The 24,602-nt window shown below is 68.7% G+C and carries 26 protein-coding genes; 13 read left to right on the top strand and 13 right to left on the bottom strand.

Features of this window, described 5'->3' with window-relative positions; translation table 11 throughout:
* Positions 1 to 17 precede the first annotated feature (17 nt).
* The 6 genes from ROA7023_RS00575 to ROA7023_RS00600 all read right to left on the bottom strand — a co-directional run bounded on the left by ROA7023_RS00575 (position 18) and on the right by ROA7023_RS00600 (position 7,380).
* Entirely contained in the window at positions 18 to 1,064 is a 1,047-nt protein-coding gene (locus ROA7023_RS00575) for an ABC transporter ATP-binding protein (protein WP_085877058.1), read from the bottom strand.
* On the bottom strand, positions 1,064 to 2,326 hold the full coding sequence (locus tag ROA7023_RS00580; protein WP_234991967.1) for an MGH1-like glycoside hydrolase domain-containing protein: 1,263 nt from the start codon (positions 2,324 to 2,326) through the stop codon (positions 1,064 to 1,066). The genes ROA7023_RS00575 and ROA7023_RS00580 overlap by 1 nt, the downstream gene beginning before the upstream one ends.
* Positions 2,323 to 3,537: a carbohydrate ABC transporter permease gene (locus ROA7023_RS00585; protein WP_085877059.1), complete on the bottom strand. Its 1,215-nt coding sequence runs from the start codon at positions 3,535 to 3,537 to the stop codon at positions 2,323 to 2,325. The genes ROA7023_RS00580 and ROA7023_RS00585 overlap by 4 nt, the downstream gene beginning before the upstream one ends.
* A 70-nt stretch (positions 3,538 to 3,607) precedes the next feature.
* Positions 3,608 to 4,843 (bottom strand): carbohydrate ABC transporter permease, encoded by a 1,236-nt coding sequence (locus ROA7023_RS00590; protein ID WP_200812428.1) that lies wholly within the window; start codon positions 4,841 to 4,843, stop codon positions 3,608 to 3,610.
* A gap of 54 nt (positions 4,844 to 4,897) precedes the next feature.
* Entirely contained in the window at positions 4,898 to 6,244 is a 1,347-nt protein-coding gene (locus ROA7023_RS00595) for an ABC transporter substrate-binding protein (protein ID WP_085877061.1), read from the bottom strand.
* A gap of 59 nt (positions 6,245 to 6,303) precedes the next feature.
* Positions 6,304 to 7,380, bottom strand: coding sequence for a LacI family DNA-binding transcriptional regulator (locus tag ROA7023_RS00600; RefSeq protein ID WP_085877062.1), 1,077 nt, complete (start codon positions 7,378 to 7,380; stop codon positions 6,304 to 6,306).
* Positions 7,381 to 7,606: 226 nt separating this feature from the next.
* On the opposite strand from ROA7023_RS00600, the gene ROA7023_RS00605 reads away from it, so the two are divergent.
* Positions 7,607 to 7,789 (top strand): hypothetical protein, encoded by a 183-nt coding sequence (locus tag ROA7023_RS00605; protein WP_085877063.1) that lies wholly within the window; start codon positions 7,607 to 7,609, stop codon positions 7,787 to 7,789.
* Positions 7,790 to 7,957: 168 nt separating this feature from the next.
* Here ROA7023_RS00605 and glpK read toward each other — a convergent pair whose 3' ends face one another.
* The 3 genes from glpK to ROA7023_RS00620 all read right to left on the bottom strand — a co-directional run bounded on the left by glpK (position 7,958) and on the right by ROA7023_RS00620 (position 11,427).
* Positions 7,958 to 9,451 carry a glycerol kinase GlpK gene (gene glpK, locus ROA7023_RS00610; protein WP_085877064.1) on the bottom strand — a complete coding sequence of 498 codons (1,494 nt, stop codon included), beginning with the start codon at positions 9,449 to 9,451 and terminating at the stop codon, positions 7,958 to 7,960.
* A gap of 51 nt (positions 9,452 to 9,502) precedes the next feature.
* Positions 9,503 to 10,213 (bottom strand): RlmE family RNA methyltransferase, encoded by a 711-nt coding sequence (locus ROA7023_RS00615; protein WP_085877065.1) that lies wholly within the window; start codon positions 10,211 to 10,213, stop codon positions 9,503 to 9,505.
* A 101-nt stretch (positions 10,214 to 10,314) separates the two neighbouring features.
* A complete protein-coding gene (locus ROA7023_RS00620; RefSeq protein ID WP_085877066.1) occupies positions 10,315 to 11,427 on the bottom strand; it encodes a Ppx/GppA phosphatase family protein in 1,113 nt (370 codons plus the stop codon).
* A 270-nt stretch (positions 11,428 to 11,697) separates the two neighbouring features.
* On the opposite strand from ROA7023_RS00620, the gene ROA7023_RS00625 reads away from it, so the two are divergent.
* The 5 genes from ROA7023_RS00625 to ROA7023_RS00645 all read left to right on the top strand — a co-directional run bounded on the left by ROA7023_RS00625 (position 11,698) and on the right by ROA7023_RS00645 (position 14,875).
* Positions 11,698 to 11,994, top strand: a complete 297-nt coding sequence (locus ROA7023_RS00625) for a virulence factor (protein ID WP_085877067.1) — start codon at positions 11,698 to 11,700, stop codon at positions 11,992 to 11,994.
* Between the two features lie 26 nt (positions 11,995 to 12,020).
* Positions 12,021 to 12,941, top strand: a complete 921-nt coding sequence (locus ROA7023_RS00630) for a methylenetetrahydrofolate reductase (RefSeq protein ID WP_085877068.1) — start codon at positions 12,021 to 12,023, stop codon at positions 12,939 to 12,941.
* Entirely contained in the window at positions 12,938 to 13,600 is a 663-nt protein-coding gene (locus ROA7023_RS00635; RefSeq protein ID WP_085877069.1) for an HAD family hydrolase, read from the top strand. Before ROA7023_RS00630 ends, ROA7023_RS00635 begins: the two co-directional genes overlap by 4 nt.
* On the top strand, positions 13,597 to 14,556 hold the full coding sequence (locus tag ROA7023_RS00640; RefSeq protein WP_085877070.1) for a methyltetrahydrofolate cobalamin methyltransferase: 960 nt from the start codon (positions 13,597 to 13,599) through the stop codon (positions 14,554 to 14,556). The genes ROA7023_RS00635 and ROA7023_RS00640 overlap by 4 nt, the downstream gene beginning before the upstream one ends.
* A gap of 85 nt (positions 14,557 to 14,641) precedes the next feature.
* A complete protein-coding gene (locus ROA7023_RS00645) occupies positions 14,642 to 14,875 on the top strand; it encodes an N-(5'-phosphoribosyl)anthranilate isomerase (protein WP_085877071.1) in 234 nt (77 codons plus the stop codon).
* Between the two features lie 53 nt (positions 14,876 to 14,928).
* On the opposite strand, the gene ROA7023_RS00650 is transcribed toward ROA7023_RS00645, so the two are convergent.
* The 3 genes from ROA7023_RS00650 to ROA7023_RS00660 all read right to left on the bottom strand — a co-directional run bounded on the left by ROA7023_RS00650 (position 14,929) and on the right by ROA7023_RS00660 (position 18,367).
* Positions 14,929 to 16,404, bottom strand: a complete 1,476-nt coding sequence (locus tag ROA7023_RS00650) for a carboxypeptidase M32 (RefSeq protein ID WP_085877072.1) — start codon at positions 16,402 to 16,404, stop codon at positions 14,929 to 14,931.
* Positions 16,401 to 17,549 (bottom strand): heme A synthase, encoded by a 1,149-nt coding sequence (ctaA, locus tag ROA7023_RS00655; protein ID WP_085877073.1) that lies wholly within the window; start codon positions 17,547 to 17,549, stop codon positions 16,401 to 16,403. Before ctaA ends, ROA7023_RS00650 begins: the two co-directional genes overlap by 4 nt.
* Positions 17,550 to 17,623: 74 nt before the next feature.
* Positions 17,624 to 18,367 carry an RNA methyltransferase gene (locus ROA7023_RS00660; RefSeq protein WP_085877074.1) on the bottom strand — a complete coding sequence of 248 codons (744 nt, stop codon included), beginning with the start codon at positions 18,365 to 18,367 and terminating at the stop codon, positions 17,624 to 17,626.
* Between the two features lie 72 nt (positions 18,368 to 18,439).
* Between ROA7023_RS00660 and ROA7023_RS00665 the strand changes: the two genes are divergently transcribed.
* A complete protein-coding gene (locus tag ROA7023_RS00665; protein WP_085877075.1) occupies positions 18,440 to 18,769 on the top strand; it encodes a TfoX/Sxy family protein in 330 nt (109 codons plus the stop codon).
* Between the two features lie 50 nt (positions 18,770 to 18,819).
* A complete protein-coding gene (locus tag ROA7023_RS00670) occupies positions 18,820 to 19,449 on the top strand; it encodes a thiamine phosphate synthase (protein WP_085877076.1) in 630 nt (209 codons plus the stop codon).
* A 44-nt stretch (positions 19,450 to 19,493) separates the two neighbouring features.
* On the opposite strand, the gene hisI is transcribed toward ROA7023_RS00670, so the two are convergent.
* A complete protein-coding gene (gene hisI, locus ROA7023_RS00675) occupies positions 19,494 to 19,850 on the bottom strand; it encodes a phosphoribosyl-AMP cyclohydrolase (protein ID WP_085877077.1) in 357 nt (118 codons plus the stop codon).
* 69 nt (positions 19,851 to 19,919) lie between these two features.
* On the opposite strand from hisI, the gene ROA7023_RS00680 reads away from it, so the two are divergent.
* The 5 genes from ROA7023_RS00680 to ROA7023_RS00700 all read left to right on the top strand — a co-directional run bounded on the left by ROA7023_RS00680 (position 19,920) and on the right by ROA7023_RS00700 (position 24,543).
* Positions 19,920 to 20,363 (top strand): iron-sulfur cluster assembly scaffold protein, encoded by a 444-nt coding sequence (locus tag ROA7023_RS00680; RefSeq protein WP_085877078.1) that lies wholly within the window; start codon positions 19,920 to 19,922, stop codon positions 20,361 to 20,363.
* A 247-nt stretch (positions 20,364 to 20,610) separates the two neighbouring features.
* Complete coding sequence (locus ROA7023_RS00685) at positions 20,611 to 21,882, top strand: flavin-containing monooxygenase (protein ID WP_085877079.1); 1,272 nt, start codon at positions 20,611 to 20,613, stop codon at positions 21,880 to 21,882.
* A 68-nt stretch (positions 21,883 to 21,950) separates the two neighbouring features.
* Complete coding sequence (locus ROA7023_RS00690) at positions 21,951 to 22,367, top strand: RidA family protein (protein WP_085877080.1); 417 nt, start codon at positions 21,951 to 21,953, stop codon at positions 22,365 to 22,367.
* A 4-nt stretch (positions 22,368 to 22,371) separates the two neighbouring features.
* The gene (locus tag ROA7023_RS00695) at positions 22,372 to 23,046 is read left to right on the top strand and encodes a DUF1028 domain-containing protein (protein ID WP_085877081.1); all 675 of its coding nucleotides are present in this window, start codon (positions 22,372 to 22,374) and stop codon (positions 23,044 to 23,046) included.
* Positions 23,047 to 23,058: 12 nt separating this feature from the next.
* On the top strand, positions 23,059 to 24,543 hold the full coding sequence (locus ROA7023_RS00700; protein WP_085877082.1) for an aldehyde dehydrogenase: 1,485 nt from the start codon (positions 23,059 to 23,061) through the stop codon (positions 24,541 to 24,543).
* Positions 24,544 to 24,602 lie beyond the last annotated feature (59 nt).

Genomic DNA, 24,602 nt, shown 5'->3' on the forward strand with positions numbered 1-24,602 from the left:
GCCGCCCCGGCCCGCGCTCAGACCCGGCGCCCGTCCGCGCCGAAGAACGCCAGCCGCTCGGGCGTGAACACCAGCCCGATCCGGTCGCCGGGCCGCTGGTCGGTATCGCCGGTGGTGCGCACCGTGACCTGCCCCAGCCCGCCGCAATCGACCACCAAAAAGCTGTCGGCCCCGAGGTATTCGACCACGTCCACCGTGCCGTCGCACTGACCCTCGCCCGCGGAGCCGAGGTCGATATGCTCGGGCCGGATGCCCAGATGCTCGGCCGCGCCGGCCCCAGAAAAGGCGCCGCCGCGCCCGCCCTCCAGCCGGTAGGTGCCACCCGAGGTGGTGCAGGGCAGGATGTTCATCTTGGGCGAGCCGATGAACTGCGCCACGAACAGGTTCGCCGGCCGCTCGTACAATTCGCGCGGCGTGCCGACCTGGGCGATGGTGCCGTATTCCAGCACCACGATCCGGTCGGCCAGGGTCATCGCCTCGACCTGGTCATGAGTCACGTAGATCATCGTCGATTTCAGCGTCTGGTGCAGCTTGGCGATCTCGTAGCGCATCTCCACCCGCAGCGAGGCGTCGAGGTTCGACAGCGGCTCGTCGAAGAGGAACGCGGTGGGGTCGCGCACGATGCAGCGCCCGATCGCCACCCGCTGGCGTTGCCCGCCCGACAGGTCCTTGGGCCGGCGATCCATGTAGGGGTCGAGCTTCAGCACCCGCGCGGCCTCGTTCACCTTGGCATCGATCTCGGCCTTCGGCGCACCCGAGGTCTTGAGCGAAAAGCCCACGTTGTCGCGCACGGTCATGTGCGGATAAAGCGCGTAGGACTGGAACACCATGGCCAGTCCGCGCTTGCTGGGCGGCTCGGCGGTGACATTGCGGCCGTCGATCTCCAGCGTGCCGCGGCTGATGTCCTCGAGCCCGCCGATCATCCGCAGCAGGGTCGATTTCCCGCAGCCCGACGGGCCCACGAAGACGACGAATTCGCCGTCCTCGATTTGCAGGTCCACGCCCTTGATCACCTGCACCGAGCCGAACCACTTTTCGACGGTCTTGAGTTCGATCGCCCCCATCAGACCGCCTCCGCCGAGGGGCGCGCCCAGGTCAGCCAGACGGCCGCCGTCCAGGTGAACGCCTTGCCCCCGGCAGGCGCGCCGGTCACGGGGTCGAAATACTCGGCAAAGCCATGCTCCGCGATCAGATCGGCCGTCACGCGGCGCAGGGCCTCGGCCCGCGCCTCGTGCCCCTGTTCGGCCAGCCCCTGCCCGATCATCATGTTGAGAATCCCCCATGTCGGCCCGCGCCAATAGCGCCGCGGGTTGAATTTCGCGCTGTCCGGGTCGTGGCTGGGCACCGGATAGCGGCAGGCCGCCGTCACCCGGTCGTAGACGGCCAGCATCTCCGGCGCCTCGAGCCCCGCGTACCAGCACAGGAACGACGCGCTCGACACGCAGTCGGCAAATTCGCCGGTGCGCGCGTCACGGGCGTCGAATGCCCCCAGCCGCGCGTTCGACAGGGTCTCGGCCCCGGCTTCCAGCGTGGCGATCCAGCCGTCGATCTCGGCGGTGTCTTCGCCGAGGGCCTGACCGATGGCCCGCAGGTCACGCTGGGCGCGCAGCAGGATGAAGGTCATGGTCGGATCGGCCACCCGGAACGGCGTGTACTCCAGCATCCGCGCCTCGTCCCAGCCCAGCCTGCGGCCGCGCTGCACGAGCCAGATGTAGCGGTCGTAATCGTCCTTCGTAGGCCGCATCTCGGGGTTCACGTGGCTGGTGTCCCGCCGGGTGTATTCGCCCACGCCCACGGGGTCGATCGCGGCCATGGCCCCGTCCCAGTCCGGCGCGTTGTCGCGGCCCGCCTCCCAGGGGTGGGTGATGCACACCGCGCCCCGGTCCAGCCGCCAGTCCATGAACCAGCGGTGCCAGGCCAGCAGCTTCGGGAACAGCCCCGCCGCCCTGTCGCGGCCGGCGGCGGGGTCGGCCTCCAGCATCGCCCTGGCCGCGCTGGCCGCGACCGGCGGCTGGCTGATGCCGGACGAGGCGATCGGGCCAAGGTCCGCGCCCCAGACATCGGGCCCCGGGAAATACCCCGGATCGGGCTTGTGAAACAGGATGTGCGGCACCATGCCGTTGGGCCATTGCCCCGAGAACAGCGTCTCCAGCTCGACCCAGGCGCGCGGCGCGTCGAAGGCGGCAAAGCCCCGCGCCGCAAAGGCGCTGTCCCAGTTCCACTGATAGGGATAGAGCCCCGCCGTCGGCAAGGTATAGCCGCCCCGGTCATTGCCCCGCAGAATATTGCGCGCCTCGTCGTCCAGCTTGCCAATGTCCATCGTCATCCCTTCACCGATCCGGCGGTCAGCCCCTTCGTCATGAACCTCTCCAGCCCCAGGAACAGCGCCATGATCGGCACCGTGGCGATCACCGCCCCCGCCATCAGGTGCTGGCGCGGCACTTCCGAGGAATTGAGGCTCGCGATCCCCCGCGTCAGGGTGAACTTCGACGGGTCGTCCAGAAGCATGAAGGCCAGCAGGAACTCGTTCCAGGCGATCATGAAGACATAGAGCGAGACCGAGGCCAGCGCCGGCAGGCTCAGCGGCAGGGTGATCTTCCAGATCACCTGCAACCGGCTCAGCCCGTCCATCAGGCCGGCCTCCTCGACCTCGCCGGGCAGGCCGCGGAAATAGCCCTGCAACATGTAGAGCGCGACCGGAATGGTGGTCACCGGATAGATCATGACGATGCCGAGGATCGAATTGCGCAGGCCCGTCATCGAGAAGGCGATGTAGATCGGCAGCGCCAGCACGATCATCGGCACCATGTAGATCAGCAGGATGGAGCGCGATATCCCCGCCCGCCCCCGGAACCGCAGCCGGGCCACGGCATAGGCGCCGGGCACACTGAACGCCAGCGTGATGGCCACGGTCAGCACCGAGATGATGAACGAGTTCAGAAGGTAGGTGCCGAAGTTGAATTGCCCGAAAAGCTCCGCGTAGGACCGGAAGAGATCCCAGCCCTGGCTCAGGTCGATCGAGAAATCGAGCGGGTTCTGGATCAGCTCCGACTGGTTCTTGAGGCTGGTCATCACCATCACGTAGAACGGGATCGCGACGATGGCGGTGAAGAAGATATAGCCCGTCCCGGTCAGGAACCGGATCACCGCCTCCTCGAATTCATGCCGCGTCAGCGCTCCGGGCCGGATCTCCTCGAGGATCCCGCGCAGGGACCAGACCAGCGCCGCCGCGAGGATCGCCGCCCCCACGAGGCGCGCCACCACCCCCGCATCCGGCCCCGCCAGGATCGGCCCGATCCCGGCCAGCGTCACCGCCAGCACGGCCAGCGCCACCCCCGCCAGCACCGGCAGCGCCCGCCCGAGGCCGACCACCGCGACGCCCGCCAACGCGCCCCAAAGCAGCGACCAAAGCATCCCGGGCCGGAACGGGGCCCCCGTGGCGAACGACATGGCCACCGCCACGGTCACCGCCAGCACCACCATCCAGACCGCCCCGATCAGCGCCCCCGTCACGTATCCCTTGCGTATCGCGTTCATCTTCTTCTGGTCCCAAATATCCCGGGGGGGATCGCCGCAGGCGATCGGGGGCTGGCCCCCGCCGCGCGGCTCACAATCCTTCCTCCCGGCTGATGAAGCGGAAAAACAGCACCGAGAACAGCAGCAGGCACCCGAAGATCACCACGGCCACCGCCGCCCCCGCACCGATGTTGGAAATCGCGAAGGCCTGCTCGTAGACATTTACCGTCAGGGTCCGCGTCCCGGCATTGCCGCCGGTCAGCAAGAAGATGTCGTCGAACTTGTTGAAGGTCCAGATGAAGCGCAGCAGGAACAGCACCGAAAGGATGCCCAGCAGCATCGGCAGGCTGAGATACCAGAACTTCTGGAACGGAGAGGCGCCGTCCATGTCGGCGGCCTCGTACATGTCGGTGTCGATGCTCTGCATCCGCGCGAGGATGAACAGGAACGACAGCGGGAAATAGCGCCAGATCTCGAACACCGTCACCATGATCAGCGCCAGCGGCCGGTCGCCGAAGAAGTTGATCGTCTCGTCCGTGACCCCCATCTGCACCAGCAGCGCATTGGCCGAGCCCGAGAACGGATCGAACAGGATCAGCCAGGAAAACGCGACCGCGATCACCGGCGCCACGTAGGGAAACAGGTAAAGCCCGCGCAGGATGCCCTGCCCGCGGAACGACTTGTTCAGCAGCATCGCCGCGAACAGCCCCACCCCCAGCGCGCCGACCGTGCCGAACACGGTATAGAACAGCGTGACGCCAAGCACGCCCCAGAACTCCGAGCCATCGAAGATCCGCGCGAAATTCTCCAGCGTGAAGGTGTCGTTGGTCAGGACGTTGTCGCCCGTGCCGCTGACCTCGGGCTCGCCGGCCTCGGCCGCGTCCTCGGCGGCATCCGCGTCCGCGGCCCGCAGCCCGATGATGATGCGCTCGTTATAGCCGCCCTCCAGACTGCCCACCTCGCAGCGCAGCGCGTCGCCGGACAGGGCGCAGCCCTCGGGCAGGTCGCCAGTCACGGTCACGCTGTCGGGGATCACGTCGGTAAAGACCACGTCCGTCACCACCTGGTCCTGGCTGGAATTGCGCACCCGGTATTCGACCCGCAGGTCCTCGCCCTCGCCGCGCACGGCCTCGCGCACGATCGGCGCGGGCGGGCGCAGGTCGGCCAGCCCGATCGGCTTCACCGAGATCCAGAAGATCGCCAGCAGCGGCAGCACGACCACCAGCGCCACGCTGATCAGCGTCGGCGCCAGCAGACCCCAGGCCAGCCGCGCCTCGCGCCGGGCCAGCGGGGTGGTCCCGGTGGGCGGTATCGGTGTCATGCTCATGTCATTGATCCCGAGGGGCAATCCCCGGCCGCACCCGGCCGGGGACAGGGCGGATCACTCGATCGCGCCCAGCTCTTCGTTCATCGCGGCCACGGCCGCCGGCGCGTCAAGCCGACCGTCGATATACTGCCGCACGATGCGGTTGATCGCCTGGCTGTTGATCATCTTCGACGCCAGCGAGAGCTGGCCGTCCGCCACCCCCCAACGCTGCGCCACATCGAGGCCGCCGACGATCTCGGCGATCATCTCGGGCGCATACAGATCGCCCAACGGCGCCTTGCGGTCCACCCCGACGGGCAGGGTCGCCCAGGCATCGGTGAAGGCGGTCGGCGCCTCGGCGGTGCCGTTGCGGACCGGGAACTTGCCCTCGGGCGCGATCGACAGCGTCAGCTCATAGCCGTCGTCCAGCGAGAACTCGATGAACTCGGCCGCGACGTCGGTATTGGCATCCGCCGTCACGCCGAAATAGCGGATGTCGGCCCAGGCCGCCCCGTCGGGGTTCGACGGTCCCGAGAAGTTGGTGACGATGCCGGTCAGCGAGGCCAGCTCCGACGAGGTAGGGTCGTCATTGATCGTCGGCGGCGCCGAATCCCGCAGGCCCGCGAGCTCGTCGAGGATGAACGGCGACCAGATGATCATCGCCGCGTTGCCCGAGAAATAGAGGCTGCGCGACTGGTCCCAGTAAAGCTCTCCTGGGGGTGAGGCGTCGGCGATCGCCTTGTAGAACTCCAGCACCTCGGTCGTGGCGGCCTCGTCCAGCGGCTGGAACCCGTCCGGGCCCACGGGCGAGACGCCGTTGGCGAGGAACACATGTTCGAGCACCTGGCTCATGAAGTTCTCGTCCACCTTGGTGGCGGCGACGAAACCGTACATCTCGGGCGGGTTGTGCAGTGCGTCGAGGGCCGCCTCGACCGCGGCATAGGAGGTCGGCGGCGCCAGGCCCGCTTCCTCGAAAAGGTCCTTGCGATAGACGATCATCTGGGTCCAGCCGTCCACCGGAACACTGGCGTAGCCGCCGTCATAGGCCGCCATCTCCAGCGCGCCGGGGGCAAAGGTGTCGGCGCCCAGGTCCTCGATGATGTCGGAGGCGGCGTCGGTGTCCAGGATGCCCGCCTCGGCCCAGGGCAGCGCGTATTGCAGGGTGTGGTAGATCACGTCCGGCAGGTCGCCCGCGGCAAAGGCGGCGGTGGTCCGGGTGCCCAGATCGCTCTCGCTGACCGGGATCACCTCGACCGTGTGGCCGGTTTCGGCGTTGAACATCGCGGCCAGCTCCTGCTGGCGCTCCAGCCGCTCGGGCTGCTCTTCGGTGGTCCAGAAACGGATCGTGTCGGCCTGCGCCGACAGCGCCGTCAGCCCGACGGCAAGCGCCGTCCCTGCCAGCAATCTCGCGTGAAGTGTCATGGTCTTCCTCCCTGTGGTTCTTGATTCTGTGGGTCTTGATCCCGTGGGTCTTGAAAAGGTCATGGCGCGTCGGCCCGCCCCGGCGCGGGCCCTTCCGAGCCGCGCGACAGGAACGTCGCGTGCCCCAGCGCCCGCAGATCCTCGGGCGGGGTGCCCCTCGCCCTTGCGATCAGCATGTCGGCCAACCGGGCCCCCGCGGCGCGGGTGTCCACGGCCCAGGTCGACAGCGGCGGGTCCATCAGCGCGCCCTCGGGGATGCCGTCGTAGGACACCACCGACAGGTCGCGGCCGATCCGAAGGCCCCTGTCCCGCGCCACGTCGTAGGCGCCCAGAGCCGCCTGATCGACGGCAAAGATCACCGCGGTGGGGGCGTCGTCCCGCGCCAGAAGGCCCCGCGTCGCGGCCGCCCCCGCCGCCCGGTCGAGCGCCGGCAGCCCGACGAGGCCCGGATCCACCGGCAGCCCCTCCCGCGCCATGCCCTCGCAAAACCCCTGCCAGCGTAGTCGGGCATACATCGGCCCCTCGCCCCCCGGCACAAAGCCGATTCGGTCATGCCCCAGCGCCCGCAGCCGCGAAACCGCCTCGGCCATGGCCGCCTCGCTGTCGATGTCGAACCAGGCACAGCCGGTGTCGTCGCCGGTCCGGCCATAAAGGACGAATGGCACCCGCATGTCGCGCAGCGTGGTGATCCGGGCGTCCTCGACATAGGTGCGCGGCAGGATGAAGCCGTCGGCCTTGCGATCCTCCCACAACGTGCTGAGCAGGCGCAGGGTGTCGGCCTCGGTGGCGGCGGTGGCCACGGTCATGGTCCAATCCTCGCCCGAGGCGGCCTGGCTGACCCCGGCCAGGAAATCGGCCAGGAACGGCCGGTGCCCGTCATGTTCGTTGATCTGCAGCACCAGGCCGATCGAGCGCACCCGTCCGGTGCGGATCGCCTGGGCATGGGCCAGCGGACGGTAGCCCAGCCGCTGTGCCGTGCGCCGCACCCGAAGGCGCGTGGTTTCGGCGATGTCGGGATGGTCGTTCAGCGCCCGGCTGACGGTGCCCTTGGTCAGTCCGACCGCGCGGGCCACATCAATCAGGCGCACCCTTGCGGGGGATGAGCTGTCGCGCTGTTCGAGCAGTGTCGCAGCCATCTCGATTCTTCCTCCTGGACTCATCCAAGGTTCAGAAACCGGTTTCGGCAACCCTTTATTCCCCTCTTCCGGGGCGTGGCGCCGGGCAGGCGGGCGCCGCCCGGCCCCCACGCCACCTGAATTCTGCCGAGACATGACCCTGCGTTCGCCACAATGTTGCGCGAATGGCGACAAAGACCGCTGTCAACGTCGTCTTGTTGCGAAGCCGACAACGAGGAAGAGACCAATGGACCACATCATCACCGACGCCGCGCAGATCCGCCAGTTCGTGCTCACCGAGCGCGCCCGCTGTGTGTCCGAGCGGGAATGGATTCACCGCCTTGCGGGCTACGGCTATGCCGTGCGCAACACCGGCACCACGCAGGTGGTGGCCTCGCTGCTGCACGACCGCGAGATCTGCGCCCTCTGAGACCTCTGATCCCGGCGACAATCCCGGCATCGCTTCGGACGACGATCCTGCCCGGGGTCAGGGTCCGAATCCCCTCGAGCGTCCCGCCCACGGCCACGAAAGCGCAAGACCGCTGACGCCGCCACGCCGGTCACGCCCCCCTTCGTCGGATCAATCTGCTGTGCGGGGTCAGCCGCTTCGGGTCCGCCGGACCGCATCGGTCCAGCCGTCATAGCGCCGCGCCCTGTCCTCGGCCGCCATCTGCGGCTCGAACCGGGTTTCCAGCGCCCAGGTCCGGGCGAATCCGTCGCGGTCGGGATAGACCCCCGCGCGATGCCCGGCGAGCCAGGCCACCCCGAGCGCCGTGGTCTCCAGCACCTGCGGCCGGTCCACCGGCGCCCCGATGATATCGGCCAGGAACTGCATCGCCCAGTCCGAGGCCGACATGCCGCCATCCACCCGCAGCACGCCCCCGCCCCCGTCCCCGGCGCTGGGCCAGTCCGAATGCATCGCCTCCAGCAGGTCGCGGGTCTGAAAGCCCACGCTCTCCAGCGCGGCCTTCGCGAATTCAGCCGGGCCGGAATTGCGGCTGAGCCCGTAGATCGCCCCGCGGGCCTCCGCGTCCCAGTAGGGCGCACCGAGCCCGGTGAAGGCGGGCACGAGGTAAAGCTCCTGCCCCGGGTCGGCCTTGCCCGCGAGCCCCGCGGAATCGGAGGCCTTGCCGATGATGCCCAACCCGTCGCGCAGCCATTGCACCACCGCGCCCGCGATGAAGATCGACCCTTCGAGCGCGTATGTCACCTCGCCGTCGAGCTGGTAGGCGATCGTGCCCAGAAGGCGATTGCGGCTTTCGACCAGGTGGGCCCCGGTGTTGAGCAGCGCAAAGCAGCCGGTGCCGTAGGTGGATTTGAACATCCCCGGCTCAAAACAGGCCTGGCCCAGCGTGGCCGCCTGCTGGTCGCCCGCGACCCCGAGAATCGGGATCGCCCCGCCCAGCAGCTCAGGGTCCGTGGCGCCGAAATCGGCGGCGCAGTCGAGCACCTTCGGCAACATCGCCATCGGAATGCCAAGCCGCTCGCAGATCGTGGCGTCCCAGGCCCCTTCGCGAATGTTGTAGAGCAGGGTCCGCGCGGCATTGGTGGCATCGGTGACATGGGCCGCCCCGCCGGTCAGCCGCCAGATCAGGTAGCTGTCGACGGTGCCGAACAGGATCTCGCCGGCCTCGGCCCGGGCCCGGGCGCCCTCGGTCTCGTCCAGAAGCCACTTGAGCTTGGTCCCCGAAAAATACGGATCGGCGAGCAGGCCCGTGCGGCGCGTGAGCTCGGCCTCGAACCCCTCGTCGCGCAGTTCGGCACAGAACGGCGCGGTGCGCCGGTCCTGCCAGACGATGGCGCGGCCGATCGGGGCGCCGGTCTCGGCATCCCAGACCACCACGGTCTCTCGCTGGTTGGTGATGCCGATCCCGGCGATGTCGGAGGCGCTCACCCCGGCCTTTTCCATCGCAGCCCGGCAGGTCGAGAGGACGGAATCCCAGATCTCGTCGGGCTCGTGCTCGACCCAGCCCGATTGCGGGAAATACTGGGGAAACTCCTTCTGGGCGGAGGCGGCGGGGCGCATGGGCTCGTCGAACAGGATCGCCCTGCTGGAAGTCGTGCCCTGATCTATGGCCAGAATGTAGGTCATGTGCTCCTCACCTTTTGCCTCAGCATGGCCAAGCGGGCGCAGAGAGGCAAGCTAGCCGCGAAAGCCCATGGCCACCACGAATTTTTCCGAGGAATCAGAGCGTGATGCGGGCGGCTTCACGTTGGCCACGGATTTGAATCGCTGTTTGAGCAGGGCCTGCAGCGATCCCTCCGCGCCGCCCGCGAGGACCTTGGCGACGAAGGTGCCGCCCTCTTCGAGCACGTCGAAGGCCAGCATCGCCGCGGCCTCGCACAGGGTTATGATGCGCAGGTGGTCGGTCTGCTTGTGGCCCGAGGAGGAGGCGGCCATGTCCGACATCACCACATCCGCCTTGCCGCCCAGCCAGGCCTTGACCTGGTCGTCGGCGCCTTCGTCGAGGAAATCGAGCTGGTGCAGCTCGACCCCGGCGATGGGCTCGACCTCCTGCAGGTCGATGCCCAGAATGGTGCCCTGGGCCTTGTCCGACTTGTCGCCCAGGGCGTTGACCCGCCGCACCGCGACCTGGCACCAGCCGCCGGGCGCACAGCCCAGGTCCACCACCCGGGCGCCGGGCACCAGAAAGCGGTAGCGGTCGTCGAGCTCGAGGATCTTGAAGGCCGCGCGGCCGCGAAAGCCTTCCGCCTTGGCGCGCTTGACGTAGGGGTCGTTGAGCTGGCGTTGCAGCCAGAGCGTCGAGGACAGCTTGCGCCCGCGAGCGGATTTCACTTTCACGGTCAGGTCGCGCTGACCGCGCCCGCTGGATTTGCGTATTTTCTTGGCCATCCCTGCCTCATAAGCCTTTTCGGCGAAACGTCGAGAGGCAGCTTTCAGCGCCGCCGCCTGCCATCCGGGCCCCAGATTATTCGCGAATAATCTGGTTGCGCCTAGTACGGACCGTCTTCCAGCACGCCATCGGCGCTCATCTGGGCATAGAGCAGCCCCTCGCGCAGGCCGCGGTCGGCGACCGACAGCCGGTCCGTCGGCCACAGCCGCATCAGCGCCTGCAGGATCGCCGCCCCGGACATGATCAGCGCCTGCCGGTCCTTGCCGATCCGGGGATCGTTGCGCCGCCCCTCGGGGCCCAGCGACAGGTAATCGCGGATCACCGTGTCGATCTGGTCGGAGGTCATCCGCAGCCCGTCCACCTTGGTCCGGTCGTAGCGCCGCAGGCCCAGGTGCGAGGCCGCAACCGTGGTCACCGTTCCCGAGGTGCCGATGATCTGGAATCCTTCCCTGACCTGCTCGGAGGCATAGGGGGCAAACTCGGCAAGGTTCTCCTCGAAGAACCAGCTCATCAGCGCGAACCGCGCGCTGTCGTCCTCCACGTCGCGGAACTGGTCGCGCAGGGTCGCCACCCCCAGCGGCACCGAGATCCAGTCCACCACCTTGGCCACCGGGAACGGCCCGGTCTCCTGCTTGAAGCCGGAATGCAGCCGCATGATCGCCTTGGGCCGGTCCAGCCGGGGCACCTTGGTGAGGTCGATCCACACGAGCTCGGTCGAGCCGCCGCCGATGTCGACCACCAGCAGCTGATCGGTCCGGGTCGAGACCAGCGGTGCGCAGGAGATGACCGCCAGCCGCGCCTCCTCCTCCGGCTCGATGATCTCGAGCCTGAGGCCGGTCTCGCGCCGCACCTGCTGGATGAACTGGCCCGCGTTGGTCGCCCTGCGGCAGGCCTCGGTCGCAACCAGACGCATCCGCGTCACGCCGTGGCGCCGGATCTTCTGCATGCAGATGCGCATCGCGCCGACGGTCCGACCCATCGAGGCGCGGGACAATCTGCCGGAACTCTCGAGCCCGTGGCCGAGCTGAACCGACTTCGAGAAGCTGTCGATAACGTGGAACTGGCTGCCCTTGGGCTGGGCAATCAGCATGCGACAGCTGTTCGTACCAAGGTCCAGCGCCGCATAGAGCGAGTCTGGATCCGGCGGAGTTGGCACGGGGTTTTCGACCGCGATCGGGAAAGCACCCGCACCATTTGGACGCTTGGGCGCCATGGTCACGCCCTCCGAATATGAGTTGACCTGACACTATGCAGCGCCGGCCGTTCTGACAAGTCTTGTGACTGTCGCCGGGCCCCGCCTCCGGCCGATGTGAACGGGCCTCATGTGGGACCTGCACGGTTCTCGGGTCCGGGGCACTGGCACAAGCGGCCGCAGTTTGCGATGAGGGGGTCGCGCATCTCGCGCGTTTGGTCGAAATTCGACGGTGGCGCGGGCCCGCCACCGCCTAGAAGAGCCGTCAAGCCCAGCCCGGAGGAGGCAGAATTGGCCGAAGTCACGATCGTCTATTGGCGCGACATCCCCGCCCAGGTCATTGCAGGAAGGGGCCGCCGTGCGGTCAAGATCCCGCTGACCGAGCGGTTCGAGCAGGCGATCGACCGGGCCGCGATGAAATCCGGGGCCGCGGGCACCGACGCCTATCTTGCCGAGTGGCGCAAGGCGCCGGCCGAAACGGTGCCCGGGGACGACCAGGATGCCGCCGACCGTACCGCCGCCCGGCTGGAGGACGAATACGACCACGAGCGCCTGAAGGCGCTGATCGGGAACGACGGACGGGCGTGACCCCGTTGCGCATCAGGGAGGCCCTCATGGCTCTGCTCGACTTTCGCCGCAAGACAAGCCCCGCCGCCGGCGGGCTGGACACCTTCCTGAAGGGCTATTCGATCGAGGTGATGCCGCGCACGGCCGCCAAGATCGAGGACTTCCGGGCGCTGCTGCCCGCGGGCACCCGGGTCTACATCGCCCATATCGAAGGCACCCCGATCGAGGAGATGGTCGCCACCGCCGCCCGGATCGCCGCCGACGGCTATGAGGTCATGCCGCACTTTCCGGCCCGGATCATCCGTGACGCGGCCACGCTGAACGACTGGATCGCGCGCTACCAGGGCGAGGCGGATGTCGACCAGGCGCTGCTGCTGGCCGGCGGCGTGAAGCATCCGCACGGCGCCTTTCACTCCTCGATGCAACTGCTCGAGACCGGCGCCTTCGACAAGGCAGGGTTCAGGCGCCTGCATGTGGCGGGCCACCCCGAGGGCAATCGCGACATCGACACCGACGGCACCATGCGCCAGGTCGAGGCCGCGCTGCGCTGGAAACAGGATTTCTCGGCCCGGACCGACGCCCGTATGGCGCTGGTGACCCAGTTCGCCTTCGATGCGCGGCCGGTGATCGCCTGGGCCGAGGGGCTGCGCGCCGCCGGGATCGACCTGCCGGTGCACATCGGCATCGCCGGCCCCGCCAAGCTGCAGACCCTGATCAAGTTCGCCATTGCCTGCGGCGTGGGCCCCTCGCTGAAGGTGCTGCAGAAACGCGCCCTGGACGTGACCAAGCTGCTGCTGCCCTACGAGCCGACCGAGATCCTGCAGGCGTTGGCCGAGCACAAGGCGGCCAACCCCGGCTTTGCCATCGAGCAGGTGCATTTCTTCCCGCTCGGCGGTATCGGGCCGACTGCCGCCTGGGCGCGGGACAAGGGCGGGGCCTCGGGGCGTCCGGCTGCCGCGACGGCATGAGTCCCGCCCTTCTCTTCGACCTCGACGGCACCATGCTGGAGACGGACGCCATTCATCGCGCCGTTTTCACCGACATGCTGGCGCCGCGCGGCATCGCCGTGGACGAGGCCTTCTACATGGAGCATATCCACGGGCGGCTGAACGCCGATTTCTTTGCCGAATGGCTGCCCGACGAGGCCGACCCCGAGGCCCTGTCCGAGGCCAAGGAGGCCGAGTTCCGCCGCCGCCTGCCGCATCCCTTCCCGGCTATGGCCGGCCTGCACGACCTGCTGGACCGCGCAACGGCGGCAGGACTGCCGATTGCGGTGGTGACCAATGCCATGCGCCCTAACGCCGAGGCGATGCTGAGGGCGATCGACGCCCGCGACCATTTCGAGGTCATCGTGATCGGCGAGGAATGCCCCCGGGCCAAACCCCACCCCGATCCCTACCTGCAGGCGATCGAGGCGTTGGGCGTCGCGCCCGAACAGACCATCGCCTTCGAGGACAGCCCCTCGGGCATCCGCGCCGCCCGCGCCGCGGGCGCGTTCGCCATCGGCATCCGCTCGTCCCTGTCGGATGCCGCCCTGCGCGCGGCGGGCGCCCACCGGACGCTGTCCGATTTCACCGACCCCGCGCTCGCAGATATCCTGCGGCGCTTCAAAGGAGTTCCCGCATGACCCGGACCATTGTCGAGTCAAGAACCAAGACCGCCGTGATCGGCTTTGACGAGCCGTTCTGCGTCATTGGCGAGCGCATCAACCCCACCGGACGCAAGAAGCTTGCGGCCGAGCTCGAGGCCGGGGATTTCTCGACCGTGGAGCGTGACGCGCTGGAGCAGGTGGCCTGCGGGGCGACCATGCTCGATATCAACGCGGGCGTGGTCTACAACACGAACCCCGATCCGAACGAGACCGAACCGCCGCTGATGCGCAAGATGATCGAGCTGGTCCAGGGGCTGGTGGACATTCCGCTCTGCATCGACAGCTCGGTGCCCGGGGCGCTCGAGGCCGGCCTGTCGGCCTGCGAGGGGCGGCCGCTGCTGAACTCGGTGACCGGCGAGGAGGAGCGGATGGAACTCGTCCTGCCGCTGGTCAAGAAGTACAACGTGCCGGTGGTGGCGATCTCGAACGACGACACCGGGATCTCCGAAGATCCCGACGTGCGTTTCGAGGTGGCGCGGAAGATCGTGGAGCGGGCCGCGGACTACGGGATTCCGGCCCATGACATCGTGGTCGATCCGCTGATGATGCCGGTCGGCGCCATGGCCTCGGCCGGGCAGCAGGTCTTCGCCCTCGTCCGGCGCCTGCGCGAGGAGCTTGGCGTGAACACCACCTGCGGGGCCTCGAACGTGTCCTTCGGTCTGCCCCGCCGGCACGGCGTCAACGCGGCGTTCCTGCCCATGGCGATCGGCGCGGGCATGACCTCGGCGATCATGAACCCGATCCGGCCGGTGGAGATGGAGGCGGTGCGCGCCGCCAACCTGCTGATGAACCACGATCCAAACGGGGCGGCCTGGATCGCCTTCTCGCGCGTGCTGGATGCGGTCGAGGCAGGCACGCCGTTCCCCGAGGCCTCCAAGGCGGCTCTGGAGGCGGGCGCCGGCGGGCGCGGCGGGCGGCGGCGGCGCGGCTGAGCCGGCGTCCCGCGACTTCGTTTCGCGACTTCGTCTACTGTGGCGATTAATGCGCGGTTAACCGAGATCTGAGAGAGTCGGGGTCATGTATAAGACCCCGACCCGTCCCCACGATGCGCGATTCTGGCTCGACCAGATGTTCGGCGCGAGGTCCGCCCAGACCGGCGGCGTCATTCGCCGCAAGATCGCCTGGGTGGACCGTGAAATCGGACGCGACCGGCTGCTCCAGGAAGTCCAGAACCGCGGCTTCCATTTGCTGGAGGCCGGAGGCCAGTTCATTATCGTCTGCGCCCCCGGACCAATCCGTATGCTCTGCTAGCCCCCGAATATTCGCGAATATTCGGACAGATTATTCGCGAATAATCTGGTCGCTCACAGATCATAGAGCGCACCGAACTTTTCATCGAGGTAGTCCAGCAGCGGCCCTTCGGACGGCGCCGTCCCGCAGGCTTCGGCGATCGTGTCCCGCGGTTCACGCAGGCCGCCGTGACTCTGCAGGGACTGGCGCAACCAATGGGTCGCGGGGCCGGTGTCCCCCCTCGAAAGGGCCGCATCTACATCCGGCACCGCCCTGCGCATGGCCGCGGCGAGGCAGCCGGCATAGACATTGCCCAACGTATAGGTCGGAAAGTAGCCGAATAGGCCCAGGGACCAGTGCACATCCTGCAGCACACCGTTCGACGCCTTGTCGACCGCGTAGCCGAAGTCGGCCAGAAAGCGGGTGTTCCAGGCCTCCTCCAGGTGCTCGACCTCGAATTCACGCCCCAGAAGCGCCCGTTCCAGATCCGTGCGGAGCAGGATATGCAGGTTGTATTGCACCTCATCGGATTCGGTGCGGATATAGCCCTTCTGCACACGGTTGACCGCCGCGTAGAACGCCTCCGCGTCCGTAAGCCCGATGTCGCCGAAAACACCGCGCATCTCGTCGAAGAGCCATCCGGTGAAGGCGCGGCTCCGGCCGAGCTGGTTTTCGTAGATCCGGCTCTGGCTTTCGTGCACGCCCATCGAGACGCCGCTGCCCAGCGGGGTCAGCAGGTAGGCCGGGTCGATTCCCTGCTCGTAGGAGGCGTGCCCGACCTCGTGGATCGTCGAGTAGAGGCAGTTGAACGGATCCTCCGCCGAGGTCCGCGTCGTGATCCGCACATCCAGCCCCGCGCCGGAGGAGAACGGGTGCACCGCCTTGTCGACCCGCCCGCGCTTCATGTCGTAGCCGAAGACCTGCGCGATCCGCCGCGACAGCTTCATCTGCAGCGCCTCGTCGAAACTGCCCGAGACGCCCGCCGGCTCGGGTTTGCCCAGCACCGCCTCGCGCAGCGCCACAAGGCGCGGCCGCAACGCGCCGAATAGGTCGTCCAGCGCGGCCCCGGTCATCCCCGGCTCGTAATCCTGCAGCATGGCGTCGTAGACGTCGCCCTCGGCCGCCAGCGCGGCACCCTCCTCGCGCTTCAGCGCCACGACCTCGGCCAGGACCGGCGCGAAGGCCGCGAAGTCGTTCTCGGCCCGGGCCTCGGCCCAGATCCCCTGAGACCTTGATGTCACCCGCGCGATCTCGGCCGAAAGCCGCGCCGGCACCTTCACCGCCCGCTCGTGGCTGCGGCGAATGTGGCGCACCTGGGCGCGGCCCACGTCGTCGAGCGCGGCCTCGTCGATCGCGGCGAGCCACTCGCCGACCTCGGGCGCGATGCGGCGGGCATGCAGCACGCCCTCCATCGCCGCCATCTCCTCGGCCCGCTGCGGACCTGCGCCGCGCGGCATCATCGTCTCCTGGTCCCAGCCCAGCCGGCCGGCGACCTGGGCCAGCGCCTCGGTTTCGCGTTGATAGCTCATGAGCGCGTCATAGGTGGTCATCGGGAGGCCCCTCTTACCGATTGCAGCCGTGGATAGCGCGCCAGGAAGCGGCCGCGCAGGATCAGCACCCAGAGCGCTACGGCGCCGATCTGGTGCAGGATGGCGACCTGCCAGGGCGCCGAGTAGAGCACCGTGACGATACCCAGGGCGATCTGCAGGGCCAGCATCGCCAGCATCGCGTTGAAGGCCAGCCGGGTCGCCGCGTTGGGCGAGCGTCTGGTGCGCAGCCAGACCACGATCCCCAGCACGGCCAGAACATAGCCGCTCATCCTGTGGATGAATTGCACCAGCCCCGCATCCTCGAAGAAATTGCGCCACAGCGGCTCCAGCTGGAACGGATCGGGCGGCAGAAAGCCGCTGCCCATCAGCGGCCAGGTCGGAAAGGCGCGGCCCGCGTCGATGCCGGCCACCAGCGCACCCAGCAGGATCTGCAGGAACGCCAGGTGCATCAGCCCGGTCGCCCCCGCGAAAAGCCGCGCTTCGCCCCCGCGCCGAGCCTGCAGCAGATCGGATTCGCGCCGGCCGAGCCGGAAGGTGAACCAGGCGATCAACCCCAGGATGGCGAACGCCAATCCGAGGTGCGTGGCCAGCCGGTAGGACGCCACGTCAAGCATCCCGTCCCGCAGCCCCGAGGAGACCATCCACCAGCCGATGGCGCCCTGCAGCCCGCCGAGCGCGCCCAGCAGCAGCAGCCGCCCGGTCCAGCCGCGTGGCATCTTGCGCGTCACCAGAAAGCCGGCGAACCCCAGCGCCCAGACCAGTCCGATCACCCGACCGAATTGACGGTGGCCCCATTCCCACCAATAGATCGACTTGAACTCGGCCAGGGTCATGCCCGCGTTCTGTTCGATATATTCGGGGATTTCCTGATACTTGGCGAATTCCGCCTGCCAGTCGGCCTCGGTCAGGGGCGGCACAGCGCCCGTCACCGGTGCCCATTCGGTGATCGAGAGCCCCGAATCCGTCAGCCGCGTCATGCCCCCCACGGCGATCATCACCGCGACCAGAACGAAGAGGACGATCAGCCACAACCGCACCGCGCCCCGGGCGCCCTGCCCGGCCTTGTCGATGCTGCCCGTCGCGGCGGCCTTCTGGCGCTCGCCGGTCTGGACCTCTTCGAAGATTGCCCGTGGAGTCTTGGCCATGCGATGATCCTTCTCGTCTTGCCGCGCAAGCTATGCCGAGCCTCGCCCGGCGGCAAGGCGGGGTCCGGCGCGACCTAACCGCGCTCTTTCCAGCGCACCATCTGGCGCATGATCCCGTGCAGCATCTGCACCTCGGCGCGGGTCAGGGCCTGCCGCGCCCAGAGGTTGCGCAGGTTCAGCCGCATCCCTTCGGCCTTGTGGTCGGGATAGAAGAACCCGGCCTCCTCCAGCCGCTGCTCGTAATGGTCGCCGAGCCGCTCGATCTCGACCCGGTCGGCGAGCTCCGTGCGCTGCCCCTCCAGCCGGACAGGCGCCGTCTCGGTGGTGGCCCGGCGCCACTCATAGCCCATCAGCAGGACGCATTGCGCGAGGTTGAGCGAGGGGAACTCCGGGTTCACCGGCACCGACACGATGGTCGAGGCGAGCGCCACGTCGGCGTTTTCCATCCCGGCCCGTTCGGGGCCGAACATCACCGCCACCCGCTCGCCCACGGCCGCACGGCGGGCGGCGTCGCGCATCGCGGCCTCGGGGGTCATCACCGGCTTGGTCAGCTCGCGCGGGCGGGCGGTGGTGGCATAGACATGGGTGCAATCGGCGATCGCCGCGCCGACGCCGTCGAAGGCTTGCGCCGCGTCCAGCAGCCGGCCCGCCCCGCTGGCCATGGCGATCGCGGACGGATTCGGCCAGCCGTCGCGCGGCGCGACCAGCCGCATCCGGTCCAGGCCAAAATTCCACATGGCCCGCGCCGCCGCGCCGATGTTCTCGCCCATCTGCGGGCGGATCAGCACGAAGGCCGGCGGGATGATGTCAGCAGTCATGGCGCACGCCTCTTACGAACAAGCCGCGGCGTGATACGCTGCCCGCATCCGGGGCACAAGGAGACAGCCGCGATGGCATATGACGAGGGGCTGGCCGAATTGCTGCGCAGCGACCTGTCTGAGCTCGGCGATGTCGCGGAAAAGAAGATGTTCGGCGGGCTGTGCTTCATGGTGGGCGGCCACATGACCTGCCTGGCCAGCGCCGACCACGGCATGGTGCGCGTGGGCAAACAGGCCGAGGCGGCCGCGCTGGAGATCGCCGGCGTCAGCCCGATGCAGCGCACCGGGCGCCGGATGCCCGGCTTTGTCGAGGTCACGCCCGAGGCGCTGGCCGACGACCGGATCCGCGCCGATCTTCTGGCCATGGCGCTGGCCTTCGTGCGAAGCCTTCCGCCGAAGTAGCCAAGCCCGGATTTCCCTGCTAGGTCGGCGCGAAACGACGGATACGCCCGATGACAGATGCCGACGCCCCAGAGCAGCCCCAGATCTACCTGATCTCCCCGCCCGAGTTCGAATTGTCGAGCTTTCCCGACAGGCTTGCCGCCTGCCTCGATGCCACGCCGGTGGCCTGCGTGCGCCTGGCGCTGGCCAGCCACGACGAGGACCGCATCGCCCGCGCAGCCGATGCCCTGCGCGAGGTGACCCATGCCCGGGACGTGGCGCTGGTGATCCAGTCCCATGCCCTGCTGGCCGAGCGTCTGGGCCTCGACGGCGTGCACCTGATGGACAGTTCCCGCTCGGTGCGCAGCATGCGCAAGGCCCTGGGCGACGATGCCATCGTGGGGACCTTCTGCGGCAATTCGCGCCACGCCGGGATGACCGCCGGCGAGGCGGGCGCCGATTACATCAGCTTCGGCCCGGCCGGGCTGACCGCCCTGGGCGACGGCAGCCGGGCGGAGCCGGAGCTCTTCCAGTGGTGGTCCGAGATGATCGAGGTGCCCTGCGTCGCCGAAGGTGCGCTTGACGAGGCCACGATCCGGGCGCTGGCCCCCTATACCGATTTCTTCGGCATCGCCGACGAGATCTGGTCGACCGAGGATCCCGCCGCCGCCTTGCGCCATCTCGCCGGCCTCTTCGCCTGACGCCCGAGCCTGTCGCGTCCGGGGCCCCGGCCCCTGCGCTCACGTCACATGGGGCCCGCGATCTCCACCTCTTCGCCGTCGCGCAGGGCGGTGTAGAAGCAATTGCGCCGCCCGGTGTGGCAGGCCGCCCCGGTCTGGCGCACCTGCAGCAACAGGCAGTCACGGTCGCAATCGACCCGCATCTCTACCAGCGTCTGCACGTGGCCCGAGGTGTCGCCCTTGCGCCAGAACGCCTGCCGGGAGCGCGACCAATAGACCACGCGGCCTTCTTGCAGGGTCCGCGCCACGGCCTCGGCGTTCATCCAGGCCATCATCAGCACTTCGCCGGTCTCCGCCTCCTGCGCGATGGCCGGAATCAGCCCCTGGTCGTTGAAGACGAGGCTTTCGGGATCGAAGGGCATGTCGGGTTATCCTTTGCTTGGCCGCCGAAGGCGCCTATCTAAGATACCGACACGATCCAAGGCAATGCCATGTCCACTGACTCCGACCTGATAAACCTATACTCCAAGCGCATCCTGGCGCTGGCGGCCGACATGCCGCACACGGCCCGGCTCGACACTCCGACCGCCACCGCGCGCAAGCGCTCGCCTCTTTGCGGCTCGACCGTGACGGTCGATATCGTGGTCGAGGACGGCCGGATCACCGACTATGGCCAGGACGTGAAGGCCTGTGCGCTGGGACAGGCCTCGGCCGCGGTGATCGGCGCGGCGGTGATCGGGCTGACCGAGGCCGAGATCCGGCGCGGCCGTGAGGAGCTGCTGGCCATGCTCAAGGACGGCGGCCCGCCCCCCTCGGCACCGTTCGACGGGCTGGAGGTGCTGGAACCCGCCCGCGACTACAAGAACCGCCATGCCTCGATCATGCTGACCTTCGACGCCCTGATCGACGCCTTCGCAACCGCCAAGGTCAACTGAGGCCCCCCCGCCGAGAACGGGGCAGCCCGGTCCGCACCCGACCAGGCCCCCGTGGCCCGACAAAGTGGTGGCGCACCCGGCCCGCGCACCCCGCCAAGGCCCTGCCCGGCCCGGAGCAACCCATTAGGCCGAGCCTAATCCATGATCAGGAAGTCTGTTCTTTCCTCCGAAGCCGACGGCGGTCAAGTCTGCCCCCGATGCCATCGGGCCGCAGGGGCGGTCCCGCGACAGGAGGGCCATACCGGACATGACAGCGGAACAGACCGACGTGCTGGTCGTCGGCGCCGGACAGGCCGGCGTCGCCATGAGCGAACACCTCACCGCCGAGGGCATCGACCATATCGTGCTGGAACGGCACCGGATCGCGGAGCGCTGGCGCTCGGAGCGCTGGGATTCGCTGGTCGCCAACGGCCCCGCCTGGCACGACCGCTTTCCCGGCATGGAGTTTCCCGGCGCGGATCCCGAGGATTTCGTGGCCAAGGATCAGGTCGCGGATTACTTCGCAGCCTATGCCGAGGCGTTCCGCGCCCCGATCCGCTGCGGCGTCAACGTCAAGAAGGTGACGCCGGTCGAGGGCCGGCCCGGCTTTGTGGTCGAGACCTCCGAGGGCCGGATCTCGGCACGCTCGGTCGTCGCGGCCACGGGGCCCTTCCAGACCCCGGTCATCCCGCGGCTGGTCCCCGGGACGACGGGCCTCGCACAGATGCATTCCTCCGCCTACCGGGCGCCGGAGAAGCTGACCGAGGGCGCCGTGCTGGTGGTCGGCGCGGGCTCGTCCGGGGTGCAGATCGCCGACGAGCTGCTGGCGGCGGGGCGCGCGGTCTACCTGTCGGTCGGACCGCACGACCGCCCGCCCCGCCGCTATCGCGGGCGCGATTTCGTCTGGTGGCTGGGCGTGCTGAACAAGTGGGATGCCGAGGCCGCACCGGGGGCCGAGCACACCACCATCGCGGTCAGCGGCGCCCATGGCGGCGAGACGATCGACTTCCGCCGGCTGGCCCATCGCGGCCTGACCCTGCTGGGCCGCACCGAGGCCTGCGAGGACGGCCGCCTGCGCCTTGCCCCCGATCTGCAGACCAACATCCGCAACGGTGACGCCTACCTTCTGCGGCTGCTGGCCGAGGCCGATGCCTTTGTCGCGCGCAACGGACTGGATCTGCCCGAAGATCCCGCGGCGCGGCAGTTGCTGCCAGATCCGGCCTGCATGACCGACCCGATCCTGTCGCTGGACCTCGCCGCGGCCGGGATCACCACGATCATCTGGGCCACCGGTTTTTCCGCCGATTACAGCTGGCTGCCCCCCGGCGCCCGGGATGCCGAGGGACGCCCCGTCCACCATCGCGGCGTCTCGGCCGAACCGGGGATCTATTTCCTCGGGTTGCCCTGGCAGACACGGCGCGGCTCCTCTTTCATCTGGGGGGTCTGGTATGACGCAAGATACGTGGCGGACCATATCGCCAAGCAACACGCCTACCTGAGCTATTCAGCCCCGCCGGTCGCCCGCGCCACGGTCGCCTAGGCGCGGGGCCCCGCCCCGACACCGCCCGCAATCCCGACGCCGCCGCGTCACACCCGGAGAGCCCCAGCATGGCCCATACCCGCATCCGCAAGTTCAACACCGCCGACACCTACCCCGAACAGAAGCTGGACAACGATCTGTGCCAGGCCGTAGTGACCCATGGCGGCAAGACGGTCTGGATGCGCGGCCAGTGCCCGCAGGATCTGGACACCGCGCGAAACATCGACAGCCACGACCCCGTCGAGCAGACCCACAAGGTCATGCAGAACATCGTCCAGCTGATCGAAGAGGCCGGCGGCTCGATCGAGCACCTGGTCAAGGTCGTGGTCTACATCACCGACGTGCGCCACCGCGAGGCGGTCTACCGGACCATGGGAAGCTACATCAAGGGCGTGCACCCGGTCTCGACCGGGCTGGTGGTGCAGGCGCTGGCACGGCCCGACTGGCTGGTCGAGATCGACGCCACCGCCGTCATTCCGGAGTGAGCCGATGACCTTTTCCCTCGTCGCCCGTTGCGCGGACACCGGCATGTTCGGGGTCGCGATCTCCTCGTCCTCGCCGGCCGTGGCGGCGCGCTGTGCCTATGCCCGGGCGGGCGTGGGCGCGGTCGCGAGCCAGAACATCACCGACCCGACGCTGGGCCCGCTCGCGCTCGACCTCATGGCGCAGGGCCTCTCCGCGCCCGAGGCGATGGCCGAGGTCCAGGCGCGGGCGGCGTTCATCGAGTATCGTCAGGTGCTGGCCGTCGACGCCATGGGCCGGACGGCGATCCATTCCGGGCCGAAGGCCCTGGGGATCTGGACCCAGGCGCAGGCCGACAACGTGGCCTCGGGTGGCAACCTGCTGGCCAACGACAGCGTCCCGCAGGCCATCGTCGACGGCTTTCTCGGTGCGACCGGGCATATCGGAGACCGGCTGATCGCCGCGATGCGGGAGGGCCTTGCGGCGGGGGGCGAGGCCGGGCCGGTCCATTCCGCCGGCATGATGATTGTCGACAAGGTCAGCTGGCCCGTGGCCGACCTGCGTTGCGACTGGACCGAGGCCTGCCCGATCGAGGCCATCGCCACCGCGTGGGAGGTCTACAAGCCGCAGCTGGCGGCCTATGTGCAACGCGCCCTCGACCCGCGAGAGGCCCCGTCCTACGGCGTGCCGGGCGACGAATAAGCGAGGAAAGACATGGACCTGACCCATGACGACTGGACGGCGCGGGCCGCCGCGCTGAGCTTTCGCAACCAGCTTTACATCGACGGCCGCTTCGGTCCCGCGGCCTCGGGGGACAGGTTCGAGACGGTGAACCCCGCCACCCAGCAGGTGCTGACCGACGTGGCCCGCGGCGGCGCCGAGGACATCGACCGCGCCGTCCGCGCCGCCCGCCGGGCCTTCGACGACGGGCGCTGGTCGGGCCAGACGCCGGGGGCGCGCAAGGAGGTGCTGCTGCGGCTCGCCGCCCAGATCCGCGAGAACATCCCGGAACTGGCCCTGCTCGACACGCTCGACATGGGCAAGCCGATCACCGACAGCTCGACGATCGACGCGCCCGGATCGGCGCATTTCTTCCAATGGCACGCCGAGGCGATCGACAAGCTCTATGACGAGGTCGCCCCGACGGGCGGGCGCGACCTCGCGCTGATCCGGCGGGTGCCGCTGGGCGTGGTGGGCGCGGTGGTGCCCTGGAACTTTCCGCTCGACATGGCGACCTGGAAGCTGGCCCCGGCGCTTGCGGCCGGCAATTCGGTGGTGCTGAAACCGGCCGAGCAATCGCCGCTCTCGGCGCTGATGCTGGCCGAGATGGCAAGCCGCGCGGGCCTGCCGGACGGGGTGCTGAACGTGGTGCCGGGCATTGGCGAGGGCGCGGGCCAGGCGCTGGGGCGGCACGGGGACGTCGATTGCCTCGTCTTCACCGGCTCCACCGAGGTCGGCAAGATGTTCCAGCGCTACGCCGGCGACAGCAACATGAAGCAGGTCTGGCTGGAAACCGGCGGCAAGAGCCCGAACCTGATCTTTCCCGATGCCGACCTCGAGGCCGCCGCCGACATGGCCGCCTTCGGCAACTTCTTCAACCAGGGCGAGGTCTGTTCCGCCAATTCGCGCCTGCTGGTCCATGCCGACATCAAGGACGAGATGATCGACCTGATGCGCACCCGCGGCGCGGCGATCACCCTGGGCGATCCGCTTGATCCCGCCTCGACCATGGGGTCGCTGGTGGACCGCGCCCACGCCGACCGGGTAGAGCGGCTGGTGGCCGGCGGCAAGCGGACCTCGCGCGTGGTCTGCGGCGGCGAACGGGTGACGCTGATGGGCTCGGACGCCTGGTTCCAGCCGACGATCTTCGACCAGGTCTCGCCCGAGCATCCCATCGCGCGCGAGGAGGTCTTCGGCCCGGTTCTGGCCATCATGAGCTTCGAGACCGAGGACGAGGCGGTGCGCTTGGCCAATGACAGTGTCTACGGCCTCGCGGCCTCCGCCTGGACGCGCGATATCGGGCGGGCGCTGTCGGTCTCGGACCGGCTGATGGCGGGCACGGTGTCGGTCAACTCGGTCGACGCGCTCTCGGCGCTGACACCCTTCGGGGGCATGAAGCAATCGGGCTTCGGCCGCGACCTGTCGCTGCATTCCTTCGACAAGTATTCCGCGCTCAAGACCACCTGGATCAAGTACTGACCGGGCGCTTTTGCCCGCCCGCTCCTCCGTTTTGCTTGACGGAGCCTGCCTCGCAGCTT

Source organism: Roseisalinus antarcticus, from assembly GCF_900172355.1.
GTDB lineage: Bacteria > Pseudomonadota > Alphaproteobacteria > Rhodobacterales > Rhodobacteraceae > Oceanicola > Oceanicola antarcticus_A.

Bases quoted from the DNA above. Each gene is read 5' to 3' on its own strand.
- ROA7023_RS00575 (WP_085877058.1), bottom strand. From the start codon at position 1,064: ATGGGGGCGATCGAACTCAAGACCGTCGAAAAGTGGTTCGGCTCGGTG.
- ROA7023_RS00580 (WP_234991967.1), bottom strand. From the start codon at position 2,326: ATGACGATGGACATTGGCAAGCTGGACGACGAGGCGCGCAATATTCTG.
- ROA7023_RS00585 (WP_085877059.1), bottom strand. From the start codon at position 3,537: ATGAACGCGATACGCAAGGGATACGTGACGGGGGCGCTGATCGGGGCG.
- ROA7023_RS00590 (WP_200812428.1), bottom strand. From the start codon at position 4,843: ATGAGCATGACACCGATACCGCCCACCGGGACCACCCCGCTGGCCCGG.
- ROA7023_RS00595 (WP_085877061.1), bottom strand. From the start codon at position 6,244: ATGACACTTCACGCGAGATTGCTGGCAGGGACGGCGCTTGCCGTCGGG.
- ROA7023_RS00600 (WP_085877062.1), bottom strand. From the start codon at position 7,380: ATGGCTGCGACACTGCTCGAACAGCGCGACAGCTCATCCCCCGCAAGG.
- ROA7023_RS00605 (WP_085877063.1), top strand. From the start codon at position 7,607: ATGGACCACATCATCACCGACGCCGCGCAGATCCGCCAGTTCGTGCTC.
- glpK (WP_085877064.1), bottom strand. From the start codon at position 9,451: ATGACCTACATTCTGGCCATAGATCAGGGCACGACTTCCAGCAGGGCG.
- ROA7023_RS00615 (WP_085877065.1), bottom strand. From the start codon at position 10,213: ATGGCCAAGAAAATACGCAAATCCAGCGGGCGCGGTCAGCGCGACCTG.
- ROA7023_RS00620 (WP_085877066.1), bottom strand. From the start codon at position 11,427: ATGGCGCCCAAGCGTCCAAATGGTGCGGGTGCTTTCCCGATCGCGGTC.
- ROA7023_RS00630 (WP_085877068.1), top strand. From the start codon at position 12,021: ATGGCTCTGCTCGACTTTCGCCGCAAGACAAGCCCCGCCGCCGGCGGG.
- ROA7023_RS00635 (WP_085877069.1), top strand. From the start codon at position 12,938: ATGAGTCCCGCCCTTCTCTTCGACCTCGACGGCACCATGCTGGAGACG.
- ROA7023_RS00640 (WP_085877070.1), top strand. From the start codon at position 13,597: ATGACCCGGACCATTGTCGAGTCAAGAACCAAGACCGCCGTGATCGGC.
- ROA7023_RS00645 (WP_085877071.1), top strand. From the start codon at position 14,642: ATGTATAAGACCCCGACCCGTCCCCACGATGCGCGATTCTGGCTCGAC.
- ROA7023_RS00650 (WP_085877072.1), bottom strand. From the start codon at position 16,404: ATGACCACCTATGACGCGCTCATGAGCTATCAACGCGAAACCGAGGCG.
- ctaA (WP_085877073.1), bottom strand. From the start codon at position 17,549: ATGGCCAAGACTCCACGGGCAATCTTCGAAGAGGTCCAGACCGGCGAG.
- ROA7023_RS00660 (WP_085877074.1), bottom strand. From the start codon at position 18,367: ATGACTGCTGACATCATCCCGCCGGCCTTCGTGCTGATCCGCCCGCAG.
- ROA7023_RS00665 (WP_085877075.1), top strand. From the start codon at position 18,440: ATGGCATATGACGAGGGGCTGGCCGAATTGCTGCGCAGCGACCTGTCT.
- ROA7023_RS00670 (WP_085877076.1), top strand. From the start codon at position 18,820: ATGACAGATGCCGACGCCCCAGAGCAGCCCCAGATCTACCTGATCTCC.
- hisI (WP_085877077.1), bottom strand. From the start codon at position 19,850: ATGCCCTTCGATCCCGAAAGCCTCGTCTTCAACGACCAGGGGCTGATT.
- ROA7023_RS00680 (WP_085877078.1), top strand. From the start codon at position 19,920: ATGTCCACTGACTCCGACCTGATAAACCTATACTCCAAGCGCATCCTG.
- ROA7023_RS00685 (WP_085877079.1), top strand. From the start codon at position 20,611: ATGACAGCGGAACAGACCGACGTGCTGGTCGTCGGCGCCGGACAGGCC.
- ROA7023_RS00690 (WP_085877080.1), top strand. From the start codon at position 21,951: ATGGCCCATACCCGCATCCGCAAGTTCAACACCGCCGACACCTACCCC.
- ROA7023_RS00695 (WP_085877081.1), top strand. From the start codon at position 22,372: ATGACCTTTTCCCTCGTCGCCCGTTGCGCGGACACCGGCATGTTCGGG.
- ROA7023_RS00700 (WP_085877082.1), top strand. From the start codon at position 23,059: ATGGACCTGACCCATGACGACTGGACGGCGCGGGCCGCCGCGCTGAGC.